Origin of the sequence: Burkholderia sp. E168m15 (assembly GCF_016586105.1) — a bacterium.
GTDB lineage: Bacteria > Pseudomonadota > Gammaproteobacteria > Burkholderiales > Burkholderiaceae > Burkholderia > Burkholderia orbicola.
The window spans coordinates 17672-39117 of sequence record NZ_BCPO01000182.1 but is presented as its reverse complement, the minus strand read 5'-3'; the positions used below and the strand labels follow the sequence as shown (position 1 = coordinate 39117).

Sequence of the window (21446 nt, the reverse complement as noted above, 5' to 3'; positions counted from 1 at the left end):
GCCTCAGAACTTCTGGCGCATGCCGATCACCACACCCGTCTGGTTGTGATCGGGCGCGACCGTGCCATAGCCGTTCACGCCGAGCGCGGAGCCGCCCTTGTTGCGCGCGAAACCCGCCGTCGCATAGATATCGGTGCGCTTCGACAGCAGATAGTCCGCACAGAGCACGGCGAGCCACGGGTCGGCACTCGTCGAATGCACGTCCTGGTAATAGGCCGTCGCCGTGACCACGAACGCGGGCGACACCGCGTATTGCGCGCCGGCCCAGTACAGGTTCGCCGTGCTGGCTTCGGCGCCGTTCGCGACACGGATCGGGTTCGCCGGCAGGAACGCATTCGACGCACGAAGGTAGCGATAACCAGCGAATCCCTTCACCGGTCCGATCGCATACGACGCGGCGGCCGTGGCGCGCCGCTCGGTGCCCGTGTTGGTCGCGACGGTGTTGCTGTTGCGCTGCTCGTACGACACGCTCGCGGCGAGCGGCCCTTGCGAGAAAGTCAGCGCCGCGCTGAAGAAGCGGCCGGTGAGTTGCGCGCCCGGCACCTCGGCGCCGTACCCGGTGTCGTAGCGGGTGCTATACATGGCCTGCGCCGTCAGTGGGCCGAACACGCCGGTGTACTTCACCGAGTTGTCGATGCGCGCGGCCGCCGCGTAGTCGACCGACAGCACCGAGTATCGCGACGACGCGCCCATCGGGTCGAAGGCCACGGCCTGTTCGTAAAAAAGCGCGTTCTGGCGGCCGAACGTGAGTTGTTGGCCCCGGTACGCCAGCCCGACCCACGCCTGCCGGCCGAAAATCCGCGACGTCGTGGCGGCGTTCGAACCGAGACCTTTCGTCGACTGCGCGGTCGTGCCGTCATTGATGTTGAAGCCGTTTTCCAGCTGGAAAATGGCCTTCATGCCGCCGCCGAGATCCTCGACGCCCTTCAGTCCCCAGCGCGAACCGGACAGATTGCCCGACGCTTCGCGCGTCTGCGCGCCGCCGGTATTCGTATTGTTGACGTGTTCGACGCCGACATCGGCAATGCCGTACAGCGTGACGCTGCTTTGCGCATGCGCGGCAACGCACCACGAGGCCGCGCTCGCGACGGTGACGGCGCCGAGCATGAAGCGGGGTTTCGGGCGGGAATGCTGGCTGGCCTGATTCGACAACATGAAGTCTCCAAACTGTTTTTTGTGGGTGGGTGTTCTGGCGAAAGAAAATTCACGCCTCGCGGGTGACAGGCGCTTCGCCGGCGCCCGAGCCCGGATCGCCGAGCCATGCGATGGTCAACGCGCCGAGTAGCAGCACACCCGACACGGCGATGAGCGGCGCGGTGAAGCCGCCCGAGAATTGCTTGAGCGCACCGATCATCGACGGCCCGACGAAGCCGCCGAGATTGCCGACCGACACGATCAGCGCGAGTCCGCCCGCGGCGGCCCGGCCGGTGAGGAATCCCGACGGGATGGCCCAGTAAGTCGCCTGGAACGCGAGGATTCCGCTCACCGTGACGCACAGTGCGATCAGCTTGAAAACCGGCGCATGAATGAAGGCGCTCGCACACAACGCCGCCGCGGCCAGCGCGAGCGCACCGGCAACATACGGAATACGGTTGGCAGCGCGATTGGCGAGACGCGCCCACCAGAGCATCGCACCGGCGCCGATCGCATACGGGATGGCCGTCAGCCAGCCGACCACCGCGTGTTCGACGCCGAACTGCTTGATGATCTGCGGCATCCACAAGCCGACGCCGAGCGAGCCGACGATCCCGCAGAAGTTGACGAACGCGAGCACGAACACACGCCAGTTCGTCATCGCGTCGCGCAGTGTGCTGCCGTGCTTCGCGCCGATGTCGCGCTGCTCGAACGCGAGGCGCTTCGCGAGCGACGCCTTCTCTTCGTCACTGAGCCACGCGGCTTTCTCTGGACGGTCGGCCAGCACGAACAGGCACGCGATGCCGAGCATCACCGCAGGGACGCCTTCGATCAGCAGCAGCCACTGCCAGCTGCGCAGCCCATGCAGGCCGCCGAGTTCGAGCAGCGCGCCCGAAATCGGCGAGCCGATCATGTTCGCGACGGGAATGCCGACGAGGAAGGCGGCCGTCACCTTCGCGCGCCACTTGCCGGGAAACCAGTGCGTGAAATACAGGTAGATGCCGGGCGTGAACCCCGCCTCGGCGAGCCCGAGCAGAAAACGCGCGGCCGCAAAGCTCTTCGGTCCGACGACGAATGCCGTCGCCATCGAGAACAGGCCCCACGTGATCATGATTCTCGCGATCCATACGCGCGCCCCGACCTTCTGCATGATCAGGTTGCTCGGAATCTCGAACAGGAAATAGCCGATGAAGAAGAGGCCTGCACCGACACCGAACTGCTCGGCCGTCAGACCGAGATCCTTGTTCATCGTGAGCGCCGCGAAACCGACGTTGGTCCTGTCGAGATAGCTGATCACGTAGCAGACGAAGATGAACGGCAGAATGCGCCGGAACGCCTTGGCGAGCGTGCGCTCGCTGGCCGCGTAATCGTCGCCGGCAAGCTGCGCCGAGGACGGCGCGTCGGCGCGCGGGGCGTCATCGCCGGCATGCAGCGCGTGCGAAATGGTCATGCTTGTCTCCTTCGTCGCGCGGCTGGCGGCGCGATCTTTCGGCATGCGGGCGGGAAGCCGATGCGCGGCTTCCCGGCTCGTGGGTCTCAGTCCTGCTTCACTGCCCGTTTCGCTGCCTGTTTCGGCAGCGGGCCGGCAATACTCATGTCCGCTTTCAGGACGGAACCGGACGTCGATTCGGTGATGAAAAGCGTCTTCATGTCCGGGCCGCCGAAGCACACGCTCGTGAGCGACGCCCCTTTCGGTCCGGTCAGGATCTCGACGGGCTCCGCGCAATGGTTGAGCACCCACACGCGGCCGAGCCCCGGATTCGCGACGAACAGGCGGCCTTCGAGATCGACGGTGAGGCCGTCGGGCCCGCTCGGTCCGTAGGAGGTAAAGAACTGGCTGACCTTGCTGACCGACCCGTCGGCCTGCAACGGCATGCGCCACACGGCATTGCCGCGCGTCATCGCGACGAACAGCACCTTCTCGTCGCGCGACAGGACGAGCCCGTTCGGGCTCGGGCAGGTGCCGAGCAGCATGTCGAGCTTGCCGTCGGGCGACAGCCGATACACGCGGCCCGTCGGATCGTGCAGCCCGGTCTGCCCCTGGTCGGTGAAATAGAGGTTGCCGGCCGAGTCGAACGTCAGGTCGTTCACGCCCTTGAAGCGCTCGGTGTTGCGGCGCTCGAGATGCGGGCGAATTTCACCGCGCTCGATATCGAGCAGCATCAGGCCGTTCCGGTAGTCGGTGATGATCAGGTGCGATGCGTCGAAGCGCTTCATCCCGTTGGGCTCGCCGTCGTATTCGACGACGAGATCCCAGTCGCCCGACGGCGAAATGCGGAAGATGCGCCCGTGCGGAATGTCGGTGACGAACAGATAGCCGTCCGGGTCCCAGACCGGCCCTTCGAGAAAGGAATCGGTGACCATGCCGCCGCGATTCGCGCGCGCCCATTCCGTGCGGACGTCCGGCTTGCGAAACTTCTCCGGCATGCGCGTGAATACTTCGGCTTCGCGTACGTCGGGACTCGTCAGATAAAACATGCGTACCTCGATGTTCAGGGTTCAAGCCGCGCTGTGCGCGCGTTCGTCGAGCACCGCGAGAACGTTGGCGGCCGCGCCCTTCCCCATGTTCACGTACGCGGCATCGCTCACGCCGCCGACATGCGGAGACAGAATCACGTTGGGGATCTGCTGGAACGGGTGCGGCACCGTCATCGGCTCGACATCGAAGCTGTCGAGGCCGGCCGCGCGCAATTGGCCGCTCGCCAGCGCGTCGGCAAGCGCGGCTTCGTCGATCAAGCCACCGCGTGCGGTATTGACCAGAATCGCCCCGCGCTTGAAACGTGCGAATGTGTCGCGGTTGAGCATCCGGCGGTTGTCGGCCGTCAACGGACAATGCAGCGACACGACGTCCGACTCCGCGTACAGCGTGTCGAGCGCCACGCGCTTCACACCGGCGGGCGCTTCCTTCGCGAACGGATCGAACGCGAGCACCTTCATGCCGAACGCCGCACCGATCGCGGCCACGCGCCGGCCGATCGCGCCGAGTCCGACGAGGCCGAGCGTGCGCCCGTCGAGTTCGACGGACTTGTGCGTCGCCTTGTCCCAATGGCCTTCGCGCATGCGGATATCGAGCTGCGGAACCGACTTCGCGCACGCGAGCAGCAGCGCCCATGCGTGCTCGGCGACGGCGGCCGCATTCGCGCCGACCGCGGCGCGCACCGCGATACCGCGTGCGGCAGCCGCGTCCTGATCGATCACGTCGATGCCGCTGCCGTGCTTCGAAATCACCTGCAGGTTTTCGGCCGCGTCCATGATGCGGGCGTTGATCTTGCCGTACCGGACGATGATCGCGACCGGCTTGTGCTCGATGCAGAGCGCCACGATGTCGTCCTCGGTCGGTTGCTTGCCGGCGAACACGACGTCGAACTGCGCAAGCATCTCGAGCGCTTGCGGCGCAAGGTCGGCGGCGGTCACGAGGACCACGGGCTTGTGCGAAGCGATCCGCATCACAGTGCCTCGCCTTCGGCCAGCATGCCGGCTGCACGCAACTCCTTCTCGATCCAGCCCGGACGAAGGTCGCCCTTGTGGATCGCCGCGATACGCGCGGTTTCGAAGTCCAGCTTTTTCTGCGCGAGATCGACGATGCGCGCGACGTCGGCGCGGGGAATGACGACGACGCCGTCTGCGTCGCCGACCACCAGGTCGCCCGGATTGACCGTCGCGCCGCCCAGCGAGATCGGTGCATTCACGCGCCCCGCGATGCTTTTGGTCGGACCGCACGGATTGAGGCCGGCCGAGAAGATCGGGTAGTCGCCGTTGGCCAGTTCGTGCGCGTCGCGCACCGCGCCGTCGATGACGATGCCGGCGATGCCGCTCGCCTTCGCCTGCGCCGCCATGATTTCGCCGAGCAGCGCGCACGAGATGTCGCCCTTGCCGTCGACCACGACGACGTCGCCCGGCTTCGCGACGGCGAGCGCCGCATGGATCGCCAGGTTGTCGCCCGGACGGACTTCGACCGTGACTGCGGGGCCGGCGACCTTCATCTTCGGCGACAGCGGCCGCACGCGGCCATGCACCGTGCCGCGGCGGCCCGCGACGTCGGCAAGGATCGCGGCCTGGTAACGCGCGGCCGCCTGAACCAGTTCCGGCGAGATGCGTTCGATGTCGCGATTGATCGGAGAAATGCTGACGGATGGCTTGCTCATGACTCGACCTCGGGTTGCGCGTTGTACTCTGTACAACACTGGTGTACATAGTGAAATCACTATAACGAGACAACCCATACCAGGGCACTGGCGTTTACCCTTTTACGTGGTAAACCAGCGTTTTACTCTGTACAATACCCGTCGTGTGTCGACGGGAGAGAAGGAATGGGAAATGACGGCGTGGTTGCCGTGGAAAAGGCGCTTTCGCTGCTGGACTGCTTCAAGCCGGGCGCCGAATCGCAGTCGCTCGCGACGCTGTCGCAAGCATCCGGCATGCACAAGACGACGGTCTATCGGCTGATGAACTCGCTGGAGCGAATGGGCTATGTCGTGCGCGCCCAGTCCGGCAACTATTCGCTTGGGCACCGCGTGCTGTACCTCGGCAAGCTGTACGAGCAATCCTTCCATCTGTCCACGGTGGTCGAACCGGCGCTGCACGCGCTGGCCGCGCTGACGAAGGAAAGCGCATCGTACTACGTGCACGACAACGGGCAGCGGCTTTGCCTGTTTCGGGTCGAGCCGTCCGAAGGCCTGCGTGAAACGCGGCTCGCGGGCACGATGCTGCCGCTCGACGACACGGCCATCAGCCAGGTGATCCGTTTCTGGGGTCTTGGCGAACCGATCTATGACAAGCCGCCCGCACTACCCCTCTTCACCGCGGGTGCACGCGATGTGCACACGGCAGCGTTCGCGGTGCCGGTCTTCGGCGCCGGCGACAAGTTCATGGCGGCGCTGACGCTGTCCGGTCCAGCGTCGCGCCTCAGCGTCGCGCACGAATCGGGTGAACTGGATCGACCGCAGCTGGATGCCGCCGCCGATCTATCGCGGAAGCTGGGCGCGAGTGTCGCGCTCTGCGAGACCGTCTACGGCATCTGATCGCCGCTTTGAGCAAGGCGTGGTTCAGGTCGGCGAACCGCTCGTCGCCTGACCAAGGCCACGTCCACACCATGCCCCGCCCCGGCCCCGGGGGCGTGACGCATGCGTCGCCGCACCGACGCGACGGCCCGCCCAATCGGCCTGTCCAATCGGCTCGGCACGCGGGCCCTTGATTTTCGAGACGAACGGTCTATTATTCGCGCATGGACGCTCGAACCGATCCGCCGCGCCGCCGCGGCAGGCCACCCAAACAGCACGACGACCTCGTCGCCACGCGCGACATGCTGCTGCGCACCGGGCTCGAGATCCTCACCGAAAAGGGCTTTTCCGCCACCGGGCTCGACGAGATCCTCGGGCGCGCCGGCGTGCCGAAGGGCTCCTTCTATCACTACTTCGACAGCAAGGAAGCGTTCGGTCTCAAACTGATCGACCGCTACGCCGAGTTCTTCGCCCGCAAGCTCGACCGCCATTTCAGCCAGCTGGAACGCTCGCCGCTGGCGCGCGTGCGCGCGTTCGTCGACGACGCCCGCGACGGCATGGCCCGCCATGCGTACAACCGCGGCTGCCTGATCGGCAACCTCGGCCAGGAAATGGGCACGCTGCCGGAAAGCTTCCGCGCCCGTCTGCGCGCCACGTTCGAAGACTGGCAGCGCCGTCTGGCCGAATGCCTGGACGCCGCGCAGCAGGCGGGTGAGCTGGCGGAGTCCGCCGACCCCGCCGCGCTGGCCGCGTTCTTCTGGATCGGCTGGGAAGGTGCGGTGCTGCGCGCGAAGCTCGAACGCAGCGACCAGCCACTCGCGCTGTTCGCGCAGTTTTTCTTCAATGGATTGCCACGCCGCTGAATTTTTTTACGATTAATTAGACGATCGGTCTAGAAAGGAGGACGCATGTTCCAGGGCATCGTGATCGACAAGGACGAAACCGGCCAGCACGCGCGGCTGCACACGCTGGACGACGCGCAGTTGCCCGCCGGCAACGTGACGATCCGCGTGGGCTATTCGACGCTGAACTACAAGGACGGGCTGGCGATCACCGGCAAGAGCCCGGTCGTGCGCAAGTTCCCGATGGTGCCGGGCATCGATCTGGTCGGCGAAGTCGAAGCGAGCACGCACCCGGATTACCGCGCCGGCGATCAGGTCGTGCTCAACGGCTGGGGCGTCGGCGAAACGCATTGGGGCGGCCTCGCGCAGAAGGCGCGGGTCGACGGCGACTGGCTGGTGCCGCTGCCGTCCGCGTTTTCGCCGCAACAGGCGATGGCCATCGGCACGGCCGGCTACACCGCGATGCTGTGCGTGATGGCGCTGGAACGGCACGGCGTGCGCGCTGGCGACGGCGAGATCGTGGTGACGGGCGCGGCCGGCGGCGTGGGCAGCGTCGCGACGGCCCTCCTCGCGCGGCTCGGGTATCGCGTCGTCGCCGTGACGGGCCGCCCGGCCGATGCCGACTACCTGCGGCAACTCGGCGCGGCGGAGATCCTGGATCGCGCTCAATTCAGCGCACCCGGCAAGCCGCTCGGCAAGGAGCGCTGGGCCGGCGCCGTCGACGTGGCCGGCAGCCACGTCCTCGCCAACGTGTGCGCGACCACGCGCTACCGCGGCGTGGTGACGGCCTGCGGCCTCGCCGCCGGCATGGATTTCCCCGCGACCGTCGCGCCGTTCATCCTGCGCGGCGTCACGCTCGTCGGGATCGACAGCGTGATGTGCCCGCGCGCCGAGCGGCTGGAGGCCTGGCGCCGGCTCGCGTCCGATCTCGACGTCGAGAAGCTGGGCGCCATCGGCCGTCGGGTCGGCCTGAGCGAGGTCATCCCGCTGGCCGCGGAACTGATCGACGGCAAGGTGCGCGGCCGCGTCGTCGTCGACGTGAACGCGTGATCGTCATTCGTGCCGCTTTATCGAGGAAACTTCATGACCGCTTCAGACAATGCGCCCGTCAGCCGCTTCCCGGTGCCGGCGCTCGAAGACCTGCCCGACGACATTCGCGCACGCATCGCGGCCGTCCAGGAGAAATCGGGCTTCATCCCGAACGTGTTCCTCACCCTCGCGCATCGCCCGGACGAGTTTCGCGCGTTCATGGCGTACCACGACGCGCTGATGGACAAGCCGGGCAATCTCAGCAAGGCCGAACGCGAAATGATCGTCGTGGCCACCAGCGCCGCGAACCAGTGTCAGTACTGCGTGATCGCGCACGGGGCGATCCTGCGGATTCGCGCGAAGGACCCGCTGATCGCCGACCAGGTCGCCACCAACTATCGCAAGGCCGACATCACCGCCCGGCAGAAGGCGATGCTGGACTTCGCGATGAAGGTGTCGCAGGCCGCGCATCAAGTGGGCGAGCCGGACTTCGACACGCTGAAGACGCACGGCTTCACCGAGGACGACATCTGGGACATCGCGGCGATCTCGGCCTTCTTCGGGATGTCCAACCGCATCGCGAACGTGACCAACATGCGGCCCAACGCGGCGTTTTACGCGCTGGGGCGCTGAGAACCCCGATCGCGCCATCGTCACCCCGGAAGGCCGGCGCGCCTGCGTCCGGCCTTCCGCGCGTTGCGGCAGGCAATGCACCGCAACAAGGTGGCCGCGACGCGCACGCTCAATGCCGCAACTCCCGCGCGATCGCGCTGTAGAACACCGACGCTTCGAGCGGCAGCGTATCGAACGACGGCTCCGCCTTCGGCCACGTCGACCATTGCACGACCACGAGATGCTCCGCGCGGTTGACCATGATGACCTGGCCGAAGATGCCGAGCGCCCACAGCGCGCCGCGCATCGACGCTGCGGGCGTCGGGTCCGTGCCCTTCGCATCGACCGGCACCGCGTTGTTCCACCACTGGTAGCCGTAAATGCCGTCGGGGTGCCCGGCCGACACCGACTGTCGCGCCTGCGTCCAGTCCGACGCCCGGTCGAGCCAGCCGTCCGGCAAGATCCGCGTGCCGTCGGGCAGCTTGCCGCCACCCAGCACGAATTCGCCGAAGCGCCCCCAGTCTTCCAGCGTCGCGTTGAAACCATGCGCACCGACGTCGTGCTGCCCTTCGCGATACGCGTGCCACACGCCATCGCTCGCCATCCCGTACGGCTTCCAGATCGTCTTTTCGAGATAAGCGGCGAGCGACATGCCGGTCGCGCGTTCGAGCACGTCGCCGAGCAGCCACGCGCCGCCGGAACTGTACGACCAGGTCTGCCCGGGCGGATGCGCGCGGCCGAGCCCCTTGACCAGCGTGCGCACGCACGCATACGTGCCGGGCCGCGCCTCGCATTGGGTGAGCTTCGCGAAATCGGAGTCCGGATTCGTGTAGCTCTCGTTCCACGCGACACCGGACGTATGCTGGATCAACTGCTTCAGCGTCACGCCGTCCCACGCGGTGCCCTTCAGGTCCGGCTCGTAATCGGTCACGCGATCGTCGAGCGACTTGATCTTCCCTTCCTGCAACGCGACCCCGACCAGCGTCGACACGACCGACTTGCCGACCGAGCGCGACGTCCACAACGTCGTATCGGTGTTGCCGTCGCCGAGATACTTGTATGCGATCTTGCCGTCCTTCAGCACCAGCAGGCCGGCCACGTCCTGATGCTTCAGGTAGTCCTTCAGCGTGTAGCGCTTGCCGTGCACTTCGTACGACATGTCGGTCAGCATGCGGGCGGCATCGACGAACGGCATGGCCGCGCCATGGTGGAACACGTCGCCCGGATAGTTGCGATAGTCGTTGCGAAAGCCGATCACGCGATCCGGCTGGCTCCACGTCAGCATCCGCTTCGGGTCGGGCAGCGTCGCGTCGAACGGTGCGGGGCACGTGGCCAGCGCGACGCCGCCGCACGTCGCGGCGGCGGGCAGCGCGGCAGACGACGCGGCTTGCGCGAACGACGCCGTCACTGCGCTGCCCGCGACGATGGCCGCTGCAAGCGCGATGCCGAATGAACGATCGAACCTCGGTTTCATTGTGTGTGTCCTTGTCGACGATGTCCGGTCGCGCCTGCGCAAGAAGGTTTCCGCCGCACGGCCCGAACGTTTCAGGGCGCGGCGCGGGCGGTGCCATCGTCACCGGCGTCCGACGCGCGGCATACGCGCGTCGATCACGCCCACGGCGGCTCCCGCATCGCGCCCTCGAAAATCAGTATCGAGTGCGCGCGTCGACGAGGCAAAACGGCACATGTGGGAAAATCCCCCGCATCCGCCGGAAGGGACATCATGGGCGCACTGACTTACTCGCTCGCGCAGATCGAGGCGTTCGCGTGCATTGCCGAACACGGCAGCATCACGAAAGCCGCCGCGCATCTCGGCAAGGACCGCTCGACCGTCAGCGAACTGCTGGAATTCTTCGAAATCGAGTTGGGCTTTCCGCTCTTCGCGCGCAGTGGACGGGTGCTGTCGCTGACGTCGGAGGGCGAACGCCTGCAACGCCAGGCGCGCCTGCTGCTGCGGCAGGCGCAAGCGTTCGGCGCCGCGGCGAGAGGCGTGCCGTCGGGCATCGCCGACGCGATCCGCATCGCCTACGATCCGTTCGTGCCGCGCACGCTGCTGCATGCGTTGATCGACGATCTCGCCGCGTCGGGCATCGACGTCAGCACGTGGAGCGCGTCCCGCGACGAGGCCGAGGCGGCGCTCGTGTCCGGCGCCGCGCAGGTCGCGATCAGCCTGGCACGCAATCGGTTCATCGCGGCCGAGCTCGAATGGCGGGCCGTCGGCGCGATCGAGATCGGCTTTTACGCGTCGGCCGACCTGTTTCCGGCGAACGGGTCGCCGGTCACGGTCCCCGCGCTCGCCGCGAAGCCGCAAGTGGTGATGCACCGGTCGCTGAGCACGCAGTTCGCGCAACTGCTGCAGGTGTCGGACCGGCTCGTGTACGCGAACGAACTCGAAACCGTACGTCACCTGCTCCAGCACGGGCATGGCTGGGGCTTCCTGCCGACGCATTTCGACGCTAACTGCTGGCCGTCCGTCACGCGCATCGACACGGAGGTCGGGCATGGCAGCCTCGTCCATTCGATCGTCGCGGTGTGGAAGCCCGGCACGTGGAATCCGTCGCCGATCATCGAAGCGATCGACGCCGCCGGCGCGGCATGGGAGAAAGCCGCGCAGCGGCAGCACGGCGCACGCTGAACGCAGCGGCCATGCTGCCGGCCACCGTTACTCGATCACCTTCAACGCATCGAGCCCGTCCGGCAGCTTCGCATCCGGAAACTGCGTCGACAGCGTGGCGTCCCGCCACCGCGCCGCCTCTTCCGCACGCTGCCGCTCCGCCTGCTCGCAGACGAACAGCGCATCGCCGCCGAGCAGCAAACGCAGCGGCACGTCGTCGCGGCGCGACAGGTCGACGATCAGCGCCGCGATGCGTGCGGGGTCGCCGATCTCGTGGCCGCCATACGCACCGAGCAGGTCGAGAATCTTGCCGACCGACGGCTGATAGTCGGGCAGCAGATCGTCGACGCCGCGCTTCGCCTGCGCGGCCCATTCGGTGCGCATCCCGCCCGGCTCGAGCGTGCACACGCGCACGCCGAACGGCGCCGCTTCCTTCGCGAGCACGTCGCTGAACCCGCCGACCGCCCACTTCGCGGCCTGATACGCGGACAATCCGGGCGTCGACGTGCGCCCGCCGACCGACGACACCTGGAAGATGTGCCCGGCGCGCTGCGCGCGCATCGTCGGCAGCACCGCGCGCGTGAGGTTGATCACGCCGAACAGGTTCGTTTCGATCTGGTCGCGGAAAGCGTCGGCGCTCATCTGCTCGAACGGCGCCGTGTGGCCGTAGCCCGCGTTGTTCACCAGCACGTCGATGCGGCCGAACGCCGCGCGTGCCGCCGAGACGGCCTGCGCGGCCGCCGCTTCGTCGGTGACGTCGAGTTCGACCGGCAGCAGCCGGTCGCCATACCGTTCGGCCAGATCGGCCAGTCGCGCCGGATCGCGTGCGCCCGCCACCAGCCGGTCGCCCGCCGCCAGCACCGCTTCCGAAATCGCTCGCCCGAGGCCGCGCGCGGCCCCCGTTACCAACCAGACTTTCGACATTTTCCACTCCATGATGATGGTGAAACGATGAAAATGAATGATTACTCACTCATTAATTGGGCGACGTATCGATCGTTCATGACCTGCATCGCCCTGCCTGAAACGCCCTGCCCGTCGTCGCGGCACACGCCGCCACGACGGCAATCCCTGACTCACACCGTGTGCAACACGGCCCACATCGCGCGAAACCCCGCTTCCCGGTATGCATCGGCCCGCGCCGGATCACGTGCGATCGATTCCATCGCGGTTTCCGCGATCGACGTGAACAACGCCGAGCAGAACGCATGGGCTTCGTCGCGGTTCAGCGTGCCCGACGCGCCGACCTGTTCACGCAGCAGCGAGCCGATCCCGCCGAAGCCTTCCGCGCCGGCCGCCCGATGCGCATCGTCGATGCGGCCGCTCACGCCGAGCTGCTGCAGCGCGCGCCGCCCGTCCGGATTCGCGACGCCCCACGACACGTAGCCGTTCCACGCATGCCGCACGGCCTGCTCGGCCGGCGCGTGTTCCGGAAACCCGGTCATCATCGCCTCGCGCAGGCCGGCCTTCAGGCTCAGGTACAGCGCGTTCAGCAACGCATCCTTGGTCTCGAAGTATGTGAACACCGTGCCTTCCGCCACGCCGGCGAGCTTCGCGATACGCGCCGTCGTCGCGCTCGCGCCGTCCTCGGCGAGCGCACGCGCGGCCGCGGCGAGGATGGCATCGTGCTTGTCGGGACTGCGCGGTCGGGCCACGTTCGATTCCTTTAATGAGTGAGCGCTCAATCATAATCAACACGGTATCCGGAACGCAAGCCCTGTTACATCCGGGGGAACGCATACGCAAACCATCAAAACGGTGCACTATTGCGTTTTGCCGTACCGGCGCCCGAGCATCCGGCGCCCCATTGCCCTCGACGTTCGTTTCACGTTCACCGTTTCAAACCGCGAACCTCCCATGACGAATCAGCCTTCCCAGACGGCGGCCGACCGGCCCGTCGACATGATCATCTTCGGCGGCGGCGGCGACCTGGCCGCCCGCAAGCTGTTGCCCGCGCTGTACATGGCGCACCTGCACTGCAATCTTCCGCCCGAGACGCGCATCATCGCCGTCGGCCGCCGCGACTGGGGCATCGACGGCTATCGCAAGTTCATGGACGAGCAGTCGCGCCCGTTCATCGACGAGAAGGCGTTCGACGCCGACGCGTGGAGCCGCTTTCTCGACCTGTTCAAGTACGTGCTGATCGACGTGAACGCGCCGGACGACTACCTGCGCCTCGCCGAAGCGGCGCGTAGCGACGCGGTGCGCGTGTTCTACCTGTCGACGTCGCCGGAGCTGTTCACGACGATCTGCGACAACCTGTCGGCCGCGCACCTCGTCGACGCGCACTCGCGCGTCGTCCTCGAAAAGCCGCTGGGCCACGATCTCGCGTCCGCGAAGGCGATCAACGATGCGGTCGGCAAGCACTTCGAGGAATCGCAGATCTACCGGATCGACCACTATCTCGGCAAGGAAACCGTGCAGAACCTGATGGTGCTGCGCTTCGGCAACCCGATCTTCGGGCCGCTGTGGCAGGCGCCGAACATCCGCAGCGTGCAGATCACGGTCGCGGAGACGGTCGGCGTCGGCAGCCGCGCGGGCTTCTACGACCATACCGGTGCGCTGCGCGACATGGTGCAGAACCACCTGCTGCAACTGCTGTGCATCGTCGCGATGGAGCCGCCGGTGTCGCTCGATCCGGATGCGGTGCGCGACGAGAAGCTGAAGGTGCTGCGCTCGCTGCGCCCGATGTCGCTGTCGGACGTCGCACGCGACACGGTGCGCGGCCAATACACGGCCGGCGCGGTGGACGGCCAGCCGGTCAAGGGCTATCTCGAGGAAGACAACGTGCCGGCGGACAGCCGCGCGGAAACCTTCGTCGCGCTGCGCGCGCACATCAACAACTGGCGCTGGGCGAACGTGCCGTTCTTCCTGCGCACCGGCAAGCGGCTGCAGCGCCGCCAGTCGGAAATCGTGATCGAGTTCGCGGACATGCCGTTCTCGATCATCCCGACCGGCCCGCGCAATTACGGCAACCGCCTCGTGATCCAGCTCCAGCCGGAAGAGTCGATCCAGCTGCAGATGCTCGCGAAGGAGCCGGGCAGCGGCATGAACATGGTGCCGGTGAGCCTGAACCTCGATCTGCAGCAGGCGATTCCGGAACGGCGCGCGGAAGCGTACGAACGGCTGCTGATCGACGTGATCCGCGGCCGCCTCACGCATTTCATGCGCCGCGACGAACTGGAAGCCGCGTGGTCGTGGGTCGAGCCGATCCTCGACGGCTGGAAGCAGCTCGGCGACCGGCCGCGCCTGTACACGGCCGGCACGTTCGGCCCCGCGGCTTCGTCGGCGCTCCTCGCGCGCGACGGGATGTCGTGGGCCGAAGAGGCGTAATCGCAGCACGACGGCGTGCCGCCGCGCGGCACGCCCGCTCCCGCAGCGCAGCGCCGCCTGCGCTGCGTCGCTACTGCGGCTCCATCCACGCGGCCTTGCGCCGCGCCGGCGCATCGCCGCCGCTGCCGCCGCCGCCCAGCACCTCGATCAGGTAGTCGACGAACGACGCGATCCGCGACGAGATCGCGGTATTGCGGTAGTACACCGCGTGAATCGGCTGCTGGACGTCGAGCGTGTGGCGCGCGAGCACCTGCACCAGCCGCCCCGCTTCGCGATCCTGCGCGGTCACGAAATCCGACAGGCAGACGACGCCCGTGCCCTCCAGCGCAAGCTGCCGCAGCGTTTCGCCGCTCGACGAATACACGTCCGGCTCGATGCGGTATGCTTCGCCGTCCGTGCCGAGGATCGGCCATACGTTCAGCGATTCGGGCTGCGTGAAGCCGAGCAGCGTGTGCTTGTCGAGATCCTCGACCTTGCGCGGCTGGCCATGCGCTTCGATGTAGTCGGGGCTTGCCAGGATGCGCACCCGGCTGTTGCCGATGCGCCGGCTGTGCAGCGTCGAATCCTTCAACCGGCCGATCCGGATCGCGACGTCGGTGCGCCGCTCCAGCAGATCGATGATGCCCTCGTTGCTGTTCAGCTCCAGCTCGACCTTCGGGAAGCGTTCGCGGTAGCCGCGCACGAGCGGCACGATCACGTGCAGCATGAACGGCGTCGCGGCGTCGACGCGCAGGCGCCCGGACGGCATCTCGCGCCGCGCGAGCATCTGCTCTTCCGCGGTCTCGACCGATTCGATGATCGCGCGCGCGTTCTGCAGGAATGCGCGCCCTTCTTCCGTCAGTTCGAGCCGACGGGTGGTCCGGCGCAGCAGCGTGGTCTTCAGCTTCTCCTCGAGCCGCGCGAGCGTACGGCTCGTCGCCGACACGGTGAGGTCGAGCTGCTGGGCGGCGGCGGTGATCGAACCGGTGTCGACCACGGCGGCAAAGGCCTGGAGTTCGTCGAGGGTGATCTTCATTGTTGATTTGAAATCAAAACAATTTGGTTTATAGACCAGTTTTTCAGCAAAAGTAAAGCCGGCACACTGCGATCCATTCCTACTGAAACCCGGATCCCGTCATGCCACTCGCGTTGCTTGCGCTGACCATCAGCGCCTTTGCCATCGGCACCACCGAATTCGTGATCGTCGGCCTGATCCCGACGATCGGCGCCGACCTCGGCGTCAGCCTGCCGTCCGCCGGCCTGCTCGTCAGCCTGTACGCGCTGAGCGTCGCGATCGGCGCGCCGCTCCTCACCGCGCTCACCGGCCGCGTGCCGCGCAAGGCGCTGCTTGCCGGACTGATGGCGCTCTTCACCGTCGGCAACCTCGTCGCATGGCAGGCGCCCGGCTACGAATCGCTGATCGTCGCGCGCATCCTCACCGGCCTCGCGCACGGCGTGTTCTTCTCGGTCGGCTCGATCATCGCGACCACGCTCGTGCCGAAGGACAAGGCCGCCAGCGCGATCGCGACGATGTTCAGCGGCATGACCGTCGCGTTCGTCGCCGGCATTCCGCTCGGCACCTTCATCGGCCAGCACTTCGGCTGGCGCGCGACGTTCCTGATCGTCGCGCTGTTCGGCCTCGTCGCGTTCGTCGGCGCGGTCGCGTTCGTGCCGCGCGGGCTGCCGCAGACGCCGCCCGCGCCGCTCGCCCGCCAGCTGCGCGTGCTGGCCCAGCCGCGCCTGCTGCTCGTCTATGCGATGACGGCCGTCGGTTACGGCGGCTCGCTGATCGCGTTCACCTATATGGCGCCGCTGCTCGAACAGATCGCCGGCTTCACGCCGTCGCAGGTCAGCCTCGTGCTCGTCGGCTACGGCGTGTCGGTCGCGGTCGGCAACGTGTGGGGCGGCAAGCTCGCGGACGCCGTCGGCCCCGTGAAGGCGCTCAAGCGGATCTTCCTGCTGCTCGCGATCGTGCTGCTCGCGCTGACCTTCACGATCCACGTGAAATGGCTCGCGGTGCTGACGATGCTCGCGTGGGGCGCCGTCGCGTTCGGCAACGTGCCGGGGCTGCAGGTGTACGTCGTCAAGCAGGCGCGCCACTTCGCGCCGGACGCCACCGACGTCGCATCGGGCTTCAACATCGCCGCTTTCAACCTCGGCGTGGCCGGCGGCTCGTCGCTCGGCGGCCTGATCGTCGCGAACGTCGGCCTCGGCCACACGCCGTGGATCGCCGCCGCCGTCACGCTCGGCGCGTTTGCGCTCACCGCATTGAGCGGCCGTCTCGACAGCCGTCAGGGCCTGCCGGCACGCACGGCCGAACCCGTCGAACTCGCCCATTGAACGTCACCTTTTCACAGGAGCCACCAGCATGAACGCATCGACCCAACGTCCGCCGTTCGCCGGCAAGACTTTCGAAGTCCGTTACGACGGCCTCACCGCGCTCAACGCGTACGACGAGGACGGCCGCCACATGCGCTACGAGATCACCGAAGGCCCGTACGCGGGCGCGAAGGGCGAAGTCGAATACACGTGGCAGCCCATCGCCGGCGAGACCTACGCGATCTCGTGGCAGGAAGCCGATCGCGCCACTGTCGTGCACATCGACGATTTCGCCGCCGGCACGTCGCGCTCGTTCTTCACCGCTTCGTCGCTCGATTTCTACCGGCTCGACGGCAGCCTGCGCGCGGTCTGAACGGAGCAACCCGATCATGTCCCCCTCCCTCGACAAGCTCGCCGCCGGCGGCTTCAGCATCGGCATCGAACTGCCGCTCGACAACGACTGGACGCCGTCCGGCAACGCGAAACGCCGGCATGACGGCCGCCACCCCGGCGAGCCCGACCTGGAAATCCACGCGGAGCTCGCGCAACTGGCCGACACGCTCGGCTTTCGCGCGCTCTGGGTGCGCGACGTGCCGGTGTACGACCCGTCGTTCGGCGACGCCGCTCAGGTGTTCGAAACGTTCTCGTATCTCGGCTACCTCGCCGGCATCACGCGCGACATCCTGCTTGGCACCGCAGCCGTCGTGCTGCCGCTGCGCGAGCCGCTGCTGACGCTGAAATCGGCCGCGACGATCCAGGAACTGAGCGGCGGGCGCCTGCTGCTCGGCGTGGCGAGCGGCGACCGGCCGGTCGAATATCCGCTGTTCGGCCGCGACTTCGCGTCGCGCGGCGCGAACTTCCGCGACCAGATCGCGCTGCTGCGCGACGGCGCGCGCGGGCATCTGCCGCCCGGCCTGGAAGTGCTGCCCGCCGCCCGCTCGCCGGTGCCGCTGCTCGTCGCGGGCCTTGCGCAGCAGACGCCCGCGTGGATCGGCGAGCACATGGACGGCTGCCTCGCGTATCCGGGCACGCCGGCCGATCACCTGCAGCGCGCCGCGAACTGGCGGGCGGTGGCGGGCGACAAGCCGTACGTGAGCTTCATCCACCTCGACCTCGCGGAAGATCCGCACGAACCGCTGCAGCGGCACCGCTTCGGCGCCCGCGCGGGGCGCATCGCGCTGACGGAGGAACTCGCGGCGATGCGCGACGCAGGCGTGCGGCACATCGGCCTGCATTTCCGCCGCAACCGGCGGCCGCTCGACGAGACGATGGCCGAAATCGCAGCGGACGTGCTGCCCGCATTCCATCCGAAAACGAATCCGCAGACGCTCGCCGCATAAGGCCGGCGAGCGTCTTCCAATAGGCGAATTGCCGGCCAATATTTGATTTCAAATCAAATATTTTTGACCTCTAAAGGCGTTTATTTCATCAGTCTCAAGCGCCAGAATGACGTCCATCCCGCAATCGTTCCCCCTCTTTCAGGAGCACATGATGAGCAAGATTCCCGCATTCGGCCTCGGTACCTTCCGCCTGCAAGGCCAGGTGGTCATCGACTCGGTCCGCAATGGCCTCGAAGTCGGCTACCGCGCGATCGACACCGCACAGATCTACGGCAACGAAGCCGAAGTCGGCGAAGCGATCGCCGCATCGGGCGTGCGCCGCGAAGACCTGTTCCTCACGACGAAGATCTGGGTCGACAACTACGCGCCGGAGAAACTGGCGGCCAGCCTCGAGGAAAGCCTGCGCAAGCTGCGCACCGACGTCGTCGACCTGACGCTGATCCACTGGCCGGCCCCGGGCAACGGCGTGTCGATCGACGCGTTCATGACCGCGCTGGCCGATGCGAAGGCGAAGGGCCTCACGCGCCAGATCGGCATCTCGAACTTCAACATCGAACTGACGAAGGAAGCGATCGCGGCGGTCGGCAAGGACGCGATCGCGACGAACCAGATCGAACTGAGCCCGTACCTGCAGAACCGCAAGCTGGTCGAGTTCCTGAACGCCGAAGGCATCCACGTGACGTCGTACATGACGCTCGCGTACGGCAAGGTGCTCGGCGACCCGGTGATCGGCGCGATCGCGCAGCGTCACGACGCGACGCCGGCGCAAGTCGCGCTCGCGTGGGCGCTGCAACTCGGCTACTCGGTGATTCCGTCGTCGACCAAGCGCGAGAACCTCGCGAGCAACCTGCTCGCGCAGACGCTGCGCCTGACCGACGAAGACATGGCGCAGATCGCCGCGCTCGAACGCAACGGCCGCGAAGTCGACCCGGCCGGCCTCGCGCCGAAGTGGGACTGAGCACGCGGCGGCTTCATCCGATATGACCCATCCGCGGCCCGCCGGCCGCGGCACCGACAGGAATCCATCATGACCCAGGACCCGCTTTTCCAACCGCTGCGACTCGGCGCGCTGACGCTGCCGAACCGCATCGTGATGCCGCCGATGACGCGTTCGCGCGCGAGCCAGCCCGGCGACGAAGCCAACGAACTGATGGCCGCGTACTACGCGCAGCGCGCGAGTGCGGGCCTGATCGTCAGCGAAGGCACCTACATCGCGCCGCTCGGCAAGGGCTACGCGTGGACGCCCGGCATCCACACGCCGTCGCAGGTCGCCGGCTGGCGCAAGGTGACGGACGCCGTGCATGCCGCGCACGGCCGCATCTTCGCGCAGCTGTGGCACGTCGGCCGGCTGAGCCACACGAGCCTGCTCGGCGGCCAGCAGCCCGTATCGTCGTCGCCGCTCCAGGCGAAGGGCGTGAACGTGTTCATCGCCGGTGAAGACGGCAGCACGCCCGGCTTCGTGCAGGCGTCCGAGCCGCGCGCGCTGTCGATCGACGAGATCCGCGAGATCGTCGACCAGTACCGCACTGCCGCCCGTCATGCGATGGAAGCCGGCTTCGACGGCGTCGAGCTGCACGGCGCGAACGGCTACCTCGTGAACCAATTCATCGACTCGAACGCGAACACGCGCGCCGATGCGTACGGCGGCTCGCTGGAGAACCGGCTGCGGTTCCTGCGCGAAGTCACGCAGGCGCTGATCGAAGGGACCGGCGACGCGTCGCGCGTCGGCATCCGTCTCGCCCCGCTGACCACGCTGAACGGCTGCGTCGACGACGACCCGGAAACCACCTACCTCGCCGCCGCGAAGCTGCTCGGCGAACTCGGCGTCGGCTATCTGCACATCGCGGAAGCCGACTGGGACGACGCGCCGCTGATGCCGGTCGCCTTCAAGCAGCAATTGCGCGCCGCGTTCCCGGGCGTGCTGATCTATGCCGGCGCGTACACCGCCGAGCGCGCCCGCGAAGCGATCGCCGCCGGCTGGGCCGACCTCGTCGCATTCGGCCGCCCGTTCGTCGCGAACCCCGATCTCCCCGAGCGGCTGCGCACCGGCGCCGCGCTCGCACCGCACGATCGCAACACCCTGTTCGGCGGCGGCGCCCACGGCCTGACCGACTACCCGACGCTCGCGCAGGCCGCGGCATAACGATAGACAGGAATCTGAAATGAAAGCAACGCTCGCCCGGCTCGCGCTCGCCGCGATTTTGCCGCTCGCGGCAGCCCAGGCGGCGCACGCCGCGCCGGCCGCCCCGGCGGCCGACTGGTATCCGTCCGTGTATGGCGCCGATGACGAAATCGGCGCGGCCAACCTGCTGACGCCCGACGTCATCAAGCAGGCGGTCGGCCTCGTGAAGGCCGGCAAGACCTATCCGCTGGCCGTGCCGGTGGACAAGCACCTGCCGGCGTTCCGCCATCGCAGCTTCCGGCTGTACAACGTGCAGGTCGGCCAGCAGGCCGGCAAGAGCCTCGGCCCGAACAAGTTCACGTTCAACGACGAACTCGTCAACGCATGGACCGGCGTCGGCACGCAGTTGAACGGCATCGGCCACATCGGCATCGACAACGTGTACTACAACGGCAACCGCGCGGCCGATTTCGTGACCGTCGACGGCGTGAAGAAGCTCGGCGTCGAGAAGGTGCCGCCGATCGTCACGCGCGGCGTCGTGCTCGACATGACCGCCTACTACGGCAAGCCGATCGTGCCGGGCGGCACCGAATTCACGGTCACCGACATCCAGGCCGTGCTGAAGAAGCAGGAGCTGACGCTGCGCAAGGGCGACGTCGTGCTGTTCAACACCGGCTGGCTCGAGCTGATCGGCAAGGACGACAAGCAGTTCCTCGACGTCGAGCCGGGCATCGGCATGGAAGCCGCGAAGTGGCTGGCCGACCAGGGGATCGTCGCGTTCGGCGGCGACACGTGGGCGTCGGAGGTCTATCCGAATCCGCACACGCAGGACGAATTCCCGGTCAACCAGTACATGCTCGCGAAGCGCGGCATCTACAACCTGGAGCTGATCGACAGCCGTGCGCTGGTGCGCGACAAGGCATGGGAATTCCTGTTCGTGCTCGGCCAGCCGCTGTACGTCGGCTCGACGCAGGTCATCCGCTGATCGCGCGCCCGCCCTGCGGCAATCGCGGCGACTATCGCCGCGATTGTCATTTCTGCATTGCAGCCTGTGCGATCGGCGTCTAACGTTGACGGGATCGACGCCATACGACCGTCACCCGACCTGAAAGGACGCCCCGT

General features: G+C 67.2%; 21 protein-coding genes. 12 read left to right on the top strand and 9 right to left on the bottom strand.

Features of this window, described 5'->3' with window-relative positions; all coding sequences use genetic code 11:
• Window positions 1–3: 3 nt before the first annotated feature.
• The 5 genes from JMF86_RS29030 to JMF86_RS29010 form a co-directional block, all read right to left on the bottom strand.
• A complete protein-coding gene (locus JMF86_RS29030; protein ID WP_011549026.1) occupies window positions 4–1155 on the bottom strand; it encodes a porin in 1152 nt (383 codons plus the stop codon).
• A gap of 49 nt (window positions 1156–1204) precedes the next feature.
• The gene (locus tag JMF86_RS29025; RefSeq protein ID WP_011694856.1) at window positions 1205–2584 is read right to left on the bottom strand and encodes an MFS transporter; all 1380 of its coding nucleotides are present in this window, start codon (window positions 2582–2584) and stop codon (window positions 1205–1207) included.
• An 86-nt stretch (window positions 2585–2670) separates the two neighbouring features.
• On the bottom strand, window positions 2671–3612 hold the full coding sequence (locus JMF86_RS29020; RefSeq protein ID WP_011549024.1) for an SMP-30/gluconolactonase/LRE family protein: 942 nt from the start codon (window positions 3610–3612) through the stop codon (window positions 2671–2673).
• Between the two features lie 21 nt (window positions 3613–3633).
• Window positions 3634–4581 carry an NAD(P)-dependent oxidoreductase gene (locus JMF86_RS29015; RefSeq protein WP_011549023.1) on the bottom strand — a complete coding sequence of 316 codons (948 nt, stop codon included), beginning with the start codon at window positions 4579–4581 and terminating at the stop codon, window positions 3634–3636.
• Window positions 4581–5279, bottom strand: coding sequence for an RraA family protein (locus JMF86_RS29010; RefSeq protein ID WP_011549022.1), 699 nt, complete (start codon window positions 5277–5279; stop codon window positions 4581–4583). The genes JMF86_RS29015 and JMF86_RS29010 overlap by 1 nt, the downstream gene beginning before the upstream one ends.
• Window positions 5280–5444: 165 nt before the next feature.
• Here JMF86_RS29010 and JMF86_RS29005 point away from each other — a divergent pair, with 165 nt between their 5' ends.
• From JMF86_RS29005 to JMF86_RS28990, 4 genes are all read left to right on the top strand, one after another.
• Complete coding sequence (locus tag JMF86_RS29005; protein WP_011694857.1) at window positions 5445–6155, top strand: IclR family transcriptional regulator; 711 nt, start codon at window positions 5445–5447, stop codon at window positions 6153–6155.
• A gap of 203 nt (window positions 6156–6358) precedes the next feature.
• Complete coding sequence (locus tag JMF86_RS29000; RefSeq protein WP_011549020.1) at window positions 6359–6997, top strand: TetR/AcrR family transcriptional regulator; 639 nt, start codon at window positions 6359–6361, stop codon at window positions 6995–6997.
• A gap of 45 nt (window positions 6998–7042) precedes the next feature.
• Entirely contained in the window at window positions 7043–8026 is a 984-nt protein-coding gene (locus JMF86_RS28995; RefSeq protein ID WP_011549019.1) for an MDR family oxidoreductase, read from the top strand.
• A gap of 33 nt (window positions 8027–8059) precedes the next feature.
• Window positions 8060–8638 carry a peroxidase-related enzyme gene (locus tag JMF86_RS28990; protein ID WP_011549018.1) on the top strand — a complete coding sequence of 193 codons (579 nt, stop codon included), beginning with the start codon at window positions 8060–8062 and terminating at the stop codon, window positions 8636–8638.
• A gap of 109 nt (window positions 8639–8747) precedes the next feature.
• Here the strand turns inward: JMF86_RS28990 and JMF86_RS28985 are convergent, their stop codons facing one another.
• On the bottom strand, window positions 8748–10091 hold the full coding sequence (locus JMF86_RS28985; protein WP_011549017.1) for a serine hydrolase: 1344 nt from the start codon (window positions 10089–10091) through the stop codon (window positions 8748–8750).
• Between the two features lie 249 nt (window positions 10092–10340).
• On the opposite strand from JMF86_RS28985, the gene JMF86_RS28980 reads away from it, so the two are divergent.
• Window positions 10341–11252, top strand: a complete 912-nt coding sequence (locus JMF86_RS28980; RefSeq protein WP_011549016.1) for a LysR family transcriptional regulator — start codon at window positions 10341–10343, stop codon at window positions 11250–11252.
• Between the two features lie 27 nt (window positions 11253–11279).
• Here the strand turns inward: JMF86_RS28980 and JMF86_RS28975 are convergent, their stop codons facing one another.
• On the bottom strand, window positions 11280–12155 hold the full coding sequence (locus JMF86_RS28975; protein WP_011549015.1) for an SDR family NAD(P)-dependent oxidoreductase: 876 nt from the start codon (window positions 12153–12155) through the stop codon (window positions 11280–11282).
• 152 nt (window positions 12156–12307) lie between these two features.
• On the bottom strand, window positions 12308–12886 hold the full coding sequence (locus JMF86_RS28970; RefSeq protein ID WP_011549014.1) for a TetR/AcrR family transcriptional regulator: 579 nt from the start codon (window positions 12884–12886) through the stop codon (window positions 12308–12310).
• A 202-nt stretch (window positions 12887–13088) separates the two neighbouring features.
• Here JMF86_RS28970 and zwf point away from each other — a divergent pair, with 202 nt between their 5' ends.
• Window positions 13089–14564: a glucose-6-phosphate dehydrogenase gene (gene zwf / locus JMF86_RS28965; protein ID WP_011549013.1), complete on the top strand. Its 1476-nt coding sequence runs from the start codon at window positions 13089–13091 to the stop codon at window positions 14562–14564.
• Between the two features lie 70 nt (window positions 14565–14634).
• On the opposite strand, the gene JMF86_RS28960 is transcribed toward zwf, so the two are convergent.
• Window positions 14635–15579: a LysR family transcriptional regulator gene (locus tag JMF86_RS28960; protein ID WP_011549012.1), complete on the bottom strand. Its 945-nt coding sequence runs from the start codon at window positions 15577–15579 to the stop codon at window positions 14635–14637.
• A 101-nt stretch (window positions 15580–15680) separates the two neighbouring features.
• Between JMF86_RS28960 and JMF86_RS28955 the strand changes: the two genes are divergently transcribed.
• The 6 genes from JMF86_RS28955 to JMF86_RS28930 all read left to right on the top strand — a co-directional run bounded on the left by JMF86_RS28955 (window position 15681) and on the right by JMF86_RS28930 (window position 21309).
• Entirely contained in the window at window positions 15681–16883 is a 1203-nt protein-coding gene (locus JMF86_RS28955) for an MFS transporter (protein WP_011549011.1), read from the top strand.
• A 28-nt stretch (window positions 16884–16911) separates the two neighbouring features.
• Window positions 16912–17235, top strand: a complete 324-nt coding sequence (locus tag JMF86_RS28950) for a hypothetical protein (RefSeq protein ID WP_011549010.1) — start codon at window positions 16912–16914, stop codon at window positions 17233–17235.
• Window positions 17236–17251: 16 nt separating this feature from the next.
• Window positions 17252–18202 carry an LLM class oxidoreductase gene (locus JMF86_RS28945; RefSeq protein ID WP_011549009.1) on the top strand — a complete coding sequence of 317 codons (951 nt, stop codon included), beginning with the start codon at window positions 17252–17254 and terminating at the stop codon, window positions 18200–18202.
• A gap of 151 nt (window positions 18203–18353) precedes the next feature.
• Window positions 18354–19160 carry a 2,5-didehydrogluconate reductase DkgB gene (gene dkgB, locus JMF86_RS28940; protein ID WP_011549008.1) on the top strand — a complete coding sequence of 269 codons (807 nt, stop codon included), beginning with the start codon at window positions 18354–18356 and terminating at the stop codon, window positions 19158–19160.
• A gap of 69 nt (window positions 19161–19229) precedes the next feature.
• On the top strand, window positions 19230–20345 hold the full coding sequence (locus JMF86_RS28935) for an alkene reductase (RefSeq protein WP_011549007.1): 1116 nt from the start codon (window positions 19230–19232) through the stop codon (window positions 20343–20345).
• 19 nt (window positions 20346–20364) lie between these two features.
• The gene (locus JMF86_RS28930; RefSeq protein WP_011549006.1) at window positions 20365–21309 is read left to right on the top strand and encodes a cyclase family protein; all 945 of its coding nucleotides are present in this window, start codon (window positions 20365–20367) and stop codon (window positions 21307–21309) included.
• Window positions 21310–21446 lie beyond the last annotated feature (137 nt).

Coding starts and splice junctions, on each gene's coding strand:
- JMF86_RS28990 (WP_011549018.1), top strand. CDS start 8,060: ATGACCGCTTCAGACAATGCGCCCGTCAGCCGCTTCCCGGTGCCGGCG.
- JMF86_RS29015 (WP_011549023.1), bottom strand. CDS start 4,581: ATGCGGATCGCTTCGCACAAGCCCGTGGTCCTCGTGACCGCCGCCGAC.
- JMF86_RS28945 (WP_011549009.1), top strand. CDS start 17,252: ATGTCCCCCTCCCTCGACAAGCTCGCCGCCGGCGGCTTCAGCATCGGC.
- JMF86_RS29030 (WP_011549026.1), bottom strand. CDS start 1,155: ATGTTGTCGAATCAGGCCAGCCAGCATTCCCGCCCGAAACCCCGCTTC.
- JMF86_RS28985 (WP_011549017.1), bottom strand. CDS start 10,091: ATGAAACCGAGGTTCGATCGTTCATTCGGCATCGCGCTTGCAGCGGCC.
- JMF86_RS28955 (WP_011549011.1), top strand. CDS start 15,681: ATGCCACTCGCGTTGCTTGCGCTGACCATCAGCGCCTTTGCCATCGGC.
- JMF86_RS28975 (WP_011549015.1), bottom strand. CDS start 12,155: ATGTCGAAAGTCTGGTTGGTAACGGGGGCCGCGCGCGGCCTCGGGCGA.
- JMF86_RS29020 (WP_011549024.1), bottom strand. CDS start 3,612: ATGTTTTATCTGACGAGTCCCGACGTACGCGAAGCCGAAGTATTCACG.
- zwf (WP_011549013.1), top strand. CDS start 13,089: ATGACGAATCAGCCTTCCCAGACGGCGGCCGACCGGCCCGTCGACATG.
- JMF86_RS28980 (WP_011549016.1), top strand. CDS start 10,341: ATGGGCGCACTGACTTACTCGCTCGCGCAGATCGAGGCGTTCGCGTGC.
- JMF86_RS28960 (WP_011549012.1), bottom strand. CDS start 15,579: ATGAAGATCACCCTCGACGAACTCCAGGCCTTTGCCGCCGTGGTCGAC.
- JMF86_RS28930 (WP_011549006.1), top strand. CDS start 20,365: ATGAAAGCAACGCTCGCCCGGCTCGCGCTCGCCGCGATTTTGCCGCTC.
- dkgB (WP_011549008.1), top strand. CDS start 18,354: ATGAGCAAGATTCCCGCATTCGGCCTCGGTACCTTCCGCCTGCAAGGC.
- JMF86_RS28950 (WP_011549010.1), top strand. CDS start 16,912: ATGAACGCATCGACCCAACGTCCGCCGTTCGCCGGCAAGACTTTCGAA.
- JMF86_RS29000 (WP_011549020.1), top strand. CDS start 6,359: ATGGACGCTCGAACCGATCCGCCGCGCCGCCGCGGCAGGCCACCCAAA.
- JMF86_RS28935 (WP_011549007.1), top strand. CDS start 19,230: ATGACCCAGGACCCGCTTTTCCAACCGCTGCGACTCGGCGCGCTGACG.
- JMF86_RS28995 (WP_011549019.1), top strand. CDS start 7,043: ATGTTCCAGGGCATCGTGATCGACAAGGACGAAACCGGCCAGCACGCG.
- JMF86_RS29010 (WP_011549022.1), bottom strand. CDS start 5,279: ATGAGCAAGCCATCCGTCAGCATTTCTCCGATCAATCGCGACATCGAA.
- JMF86_RS29005 (WP_011694857.1), top strand. CDS start 5,445: ATGGGAAATGACGGCGTGGTTGCCGTGGAAAAGGCGCTTTCGCTGCTG.
- JMF86_RS29025 (WP_011694856.1), bottom strand. CDS start 2,584: ATGACCATTTCGCACGCGCTGCATGCCGGCGATGACGCCCCGCGCGCC.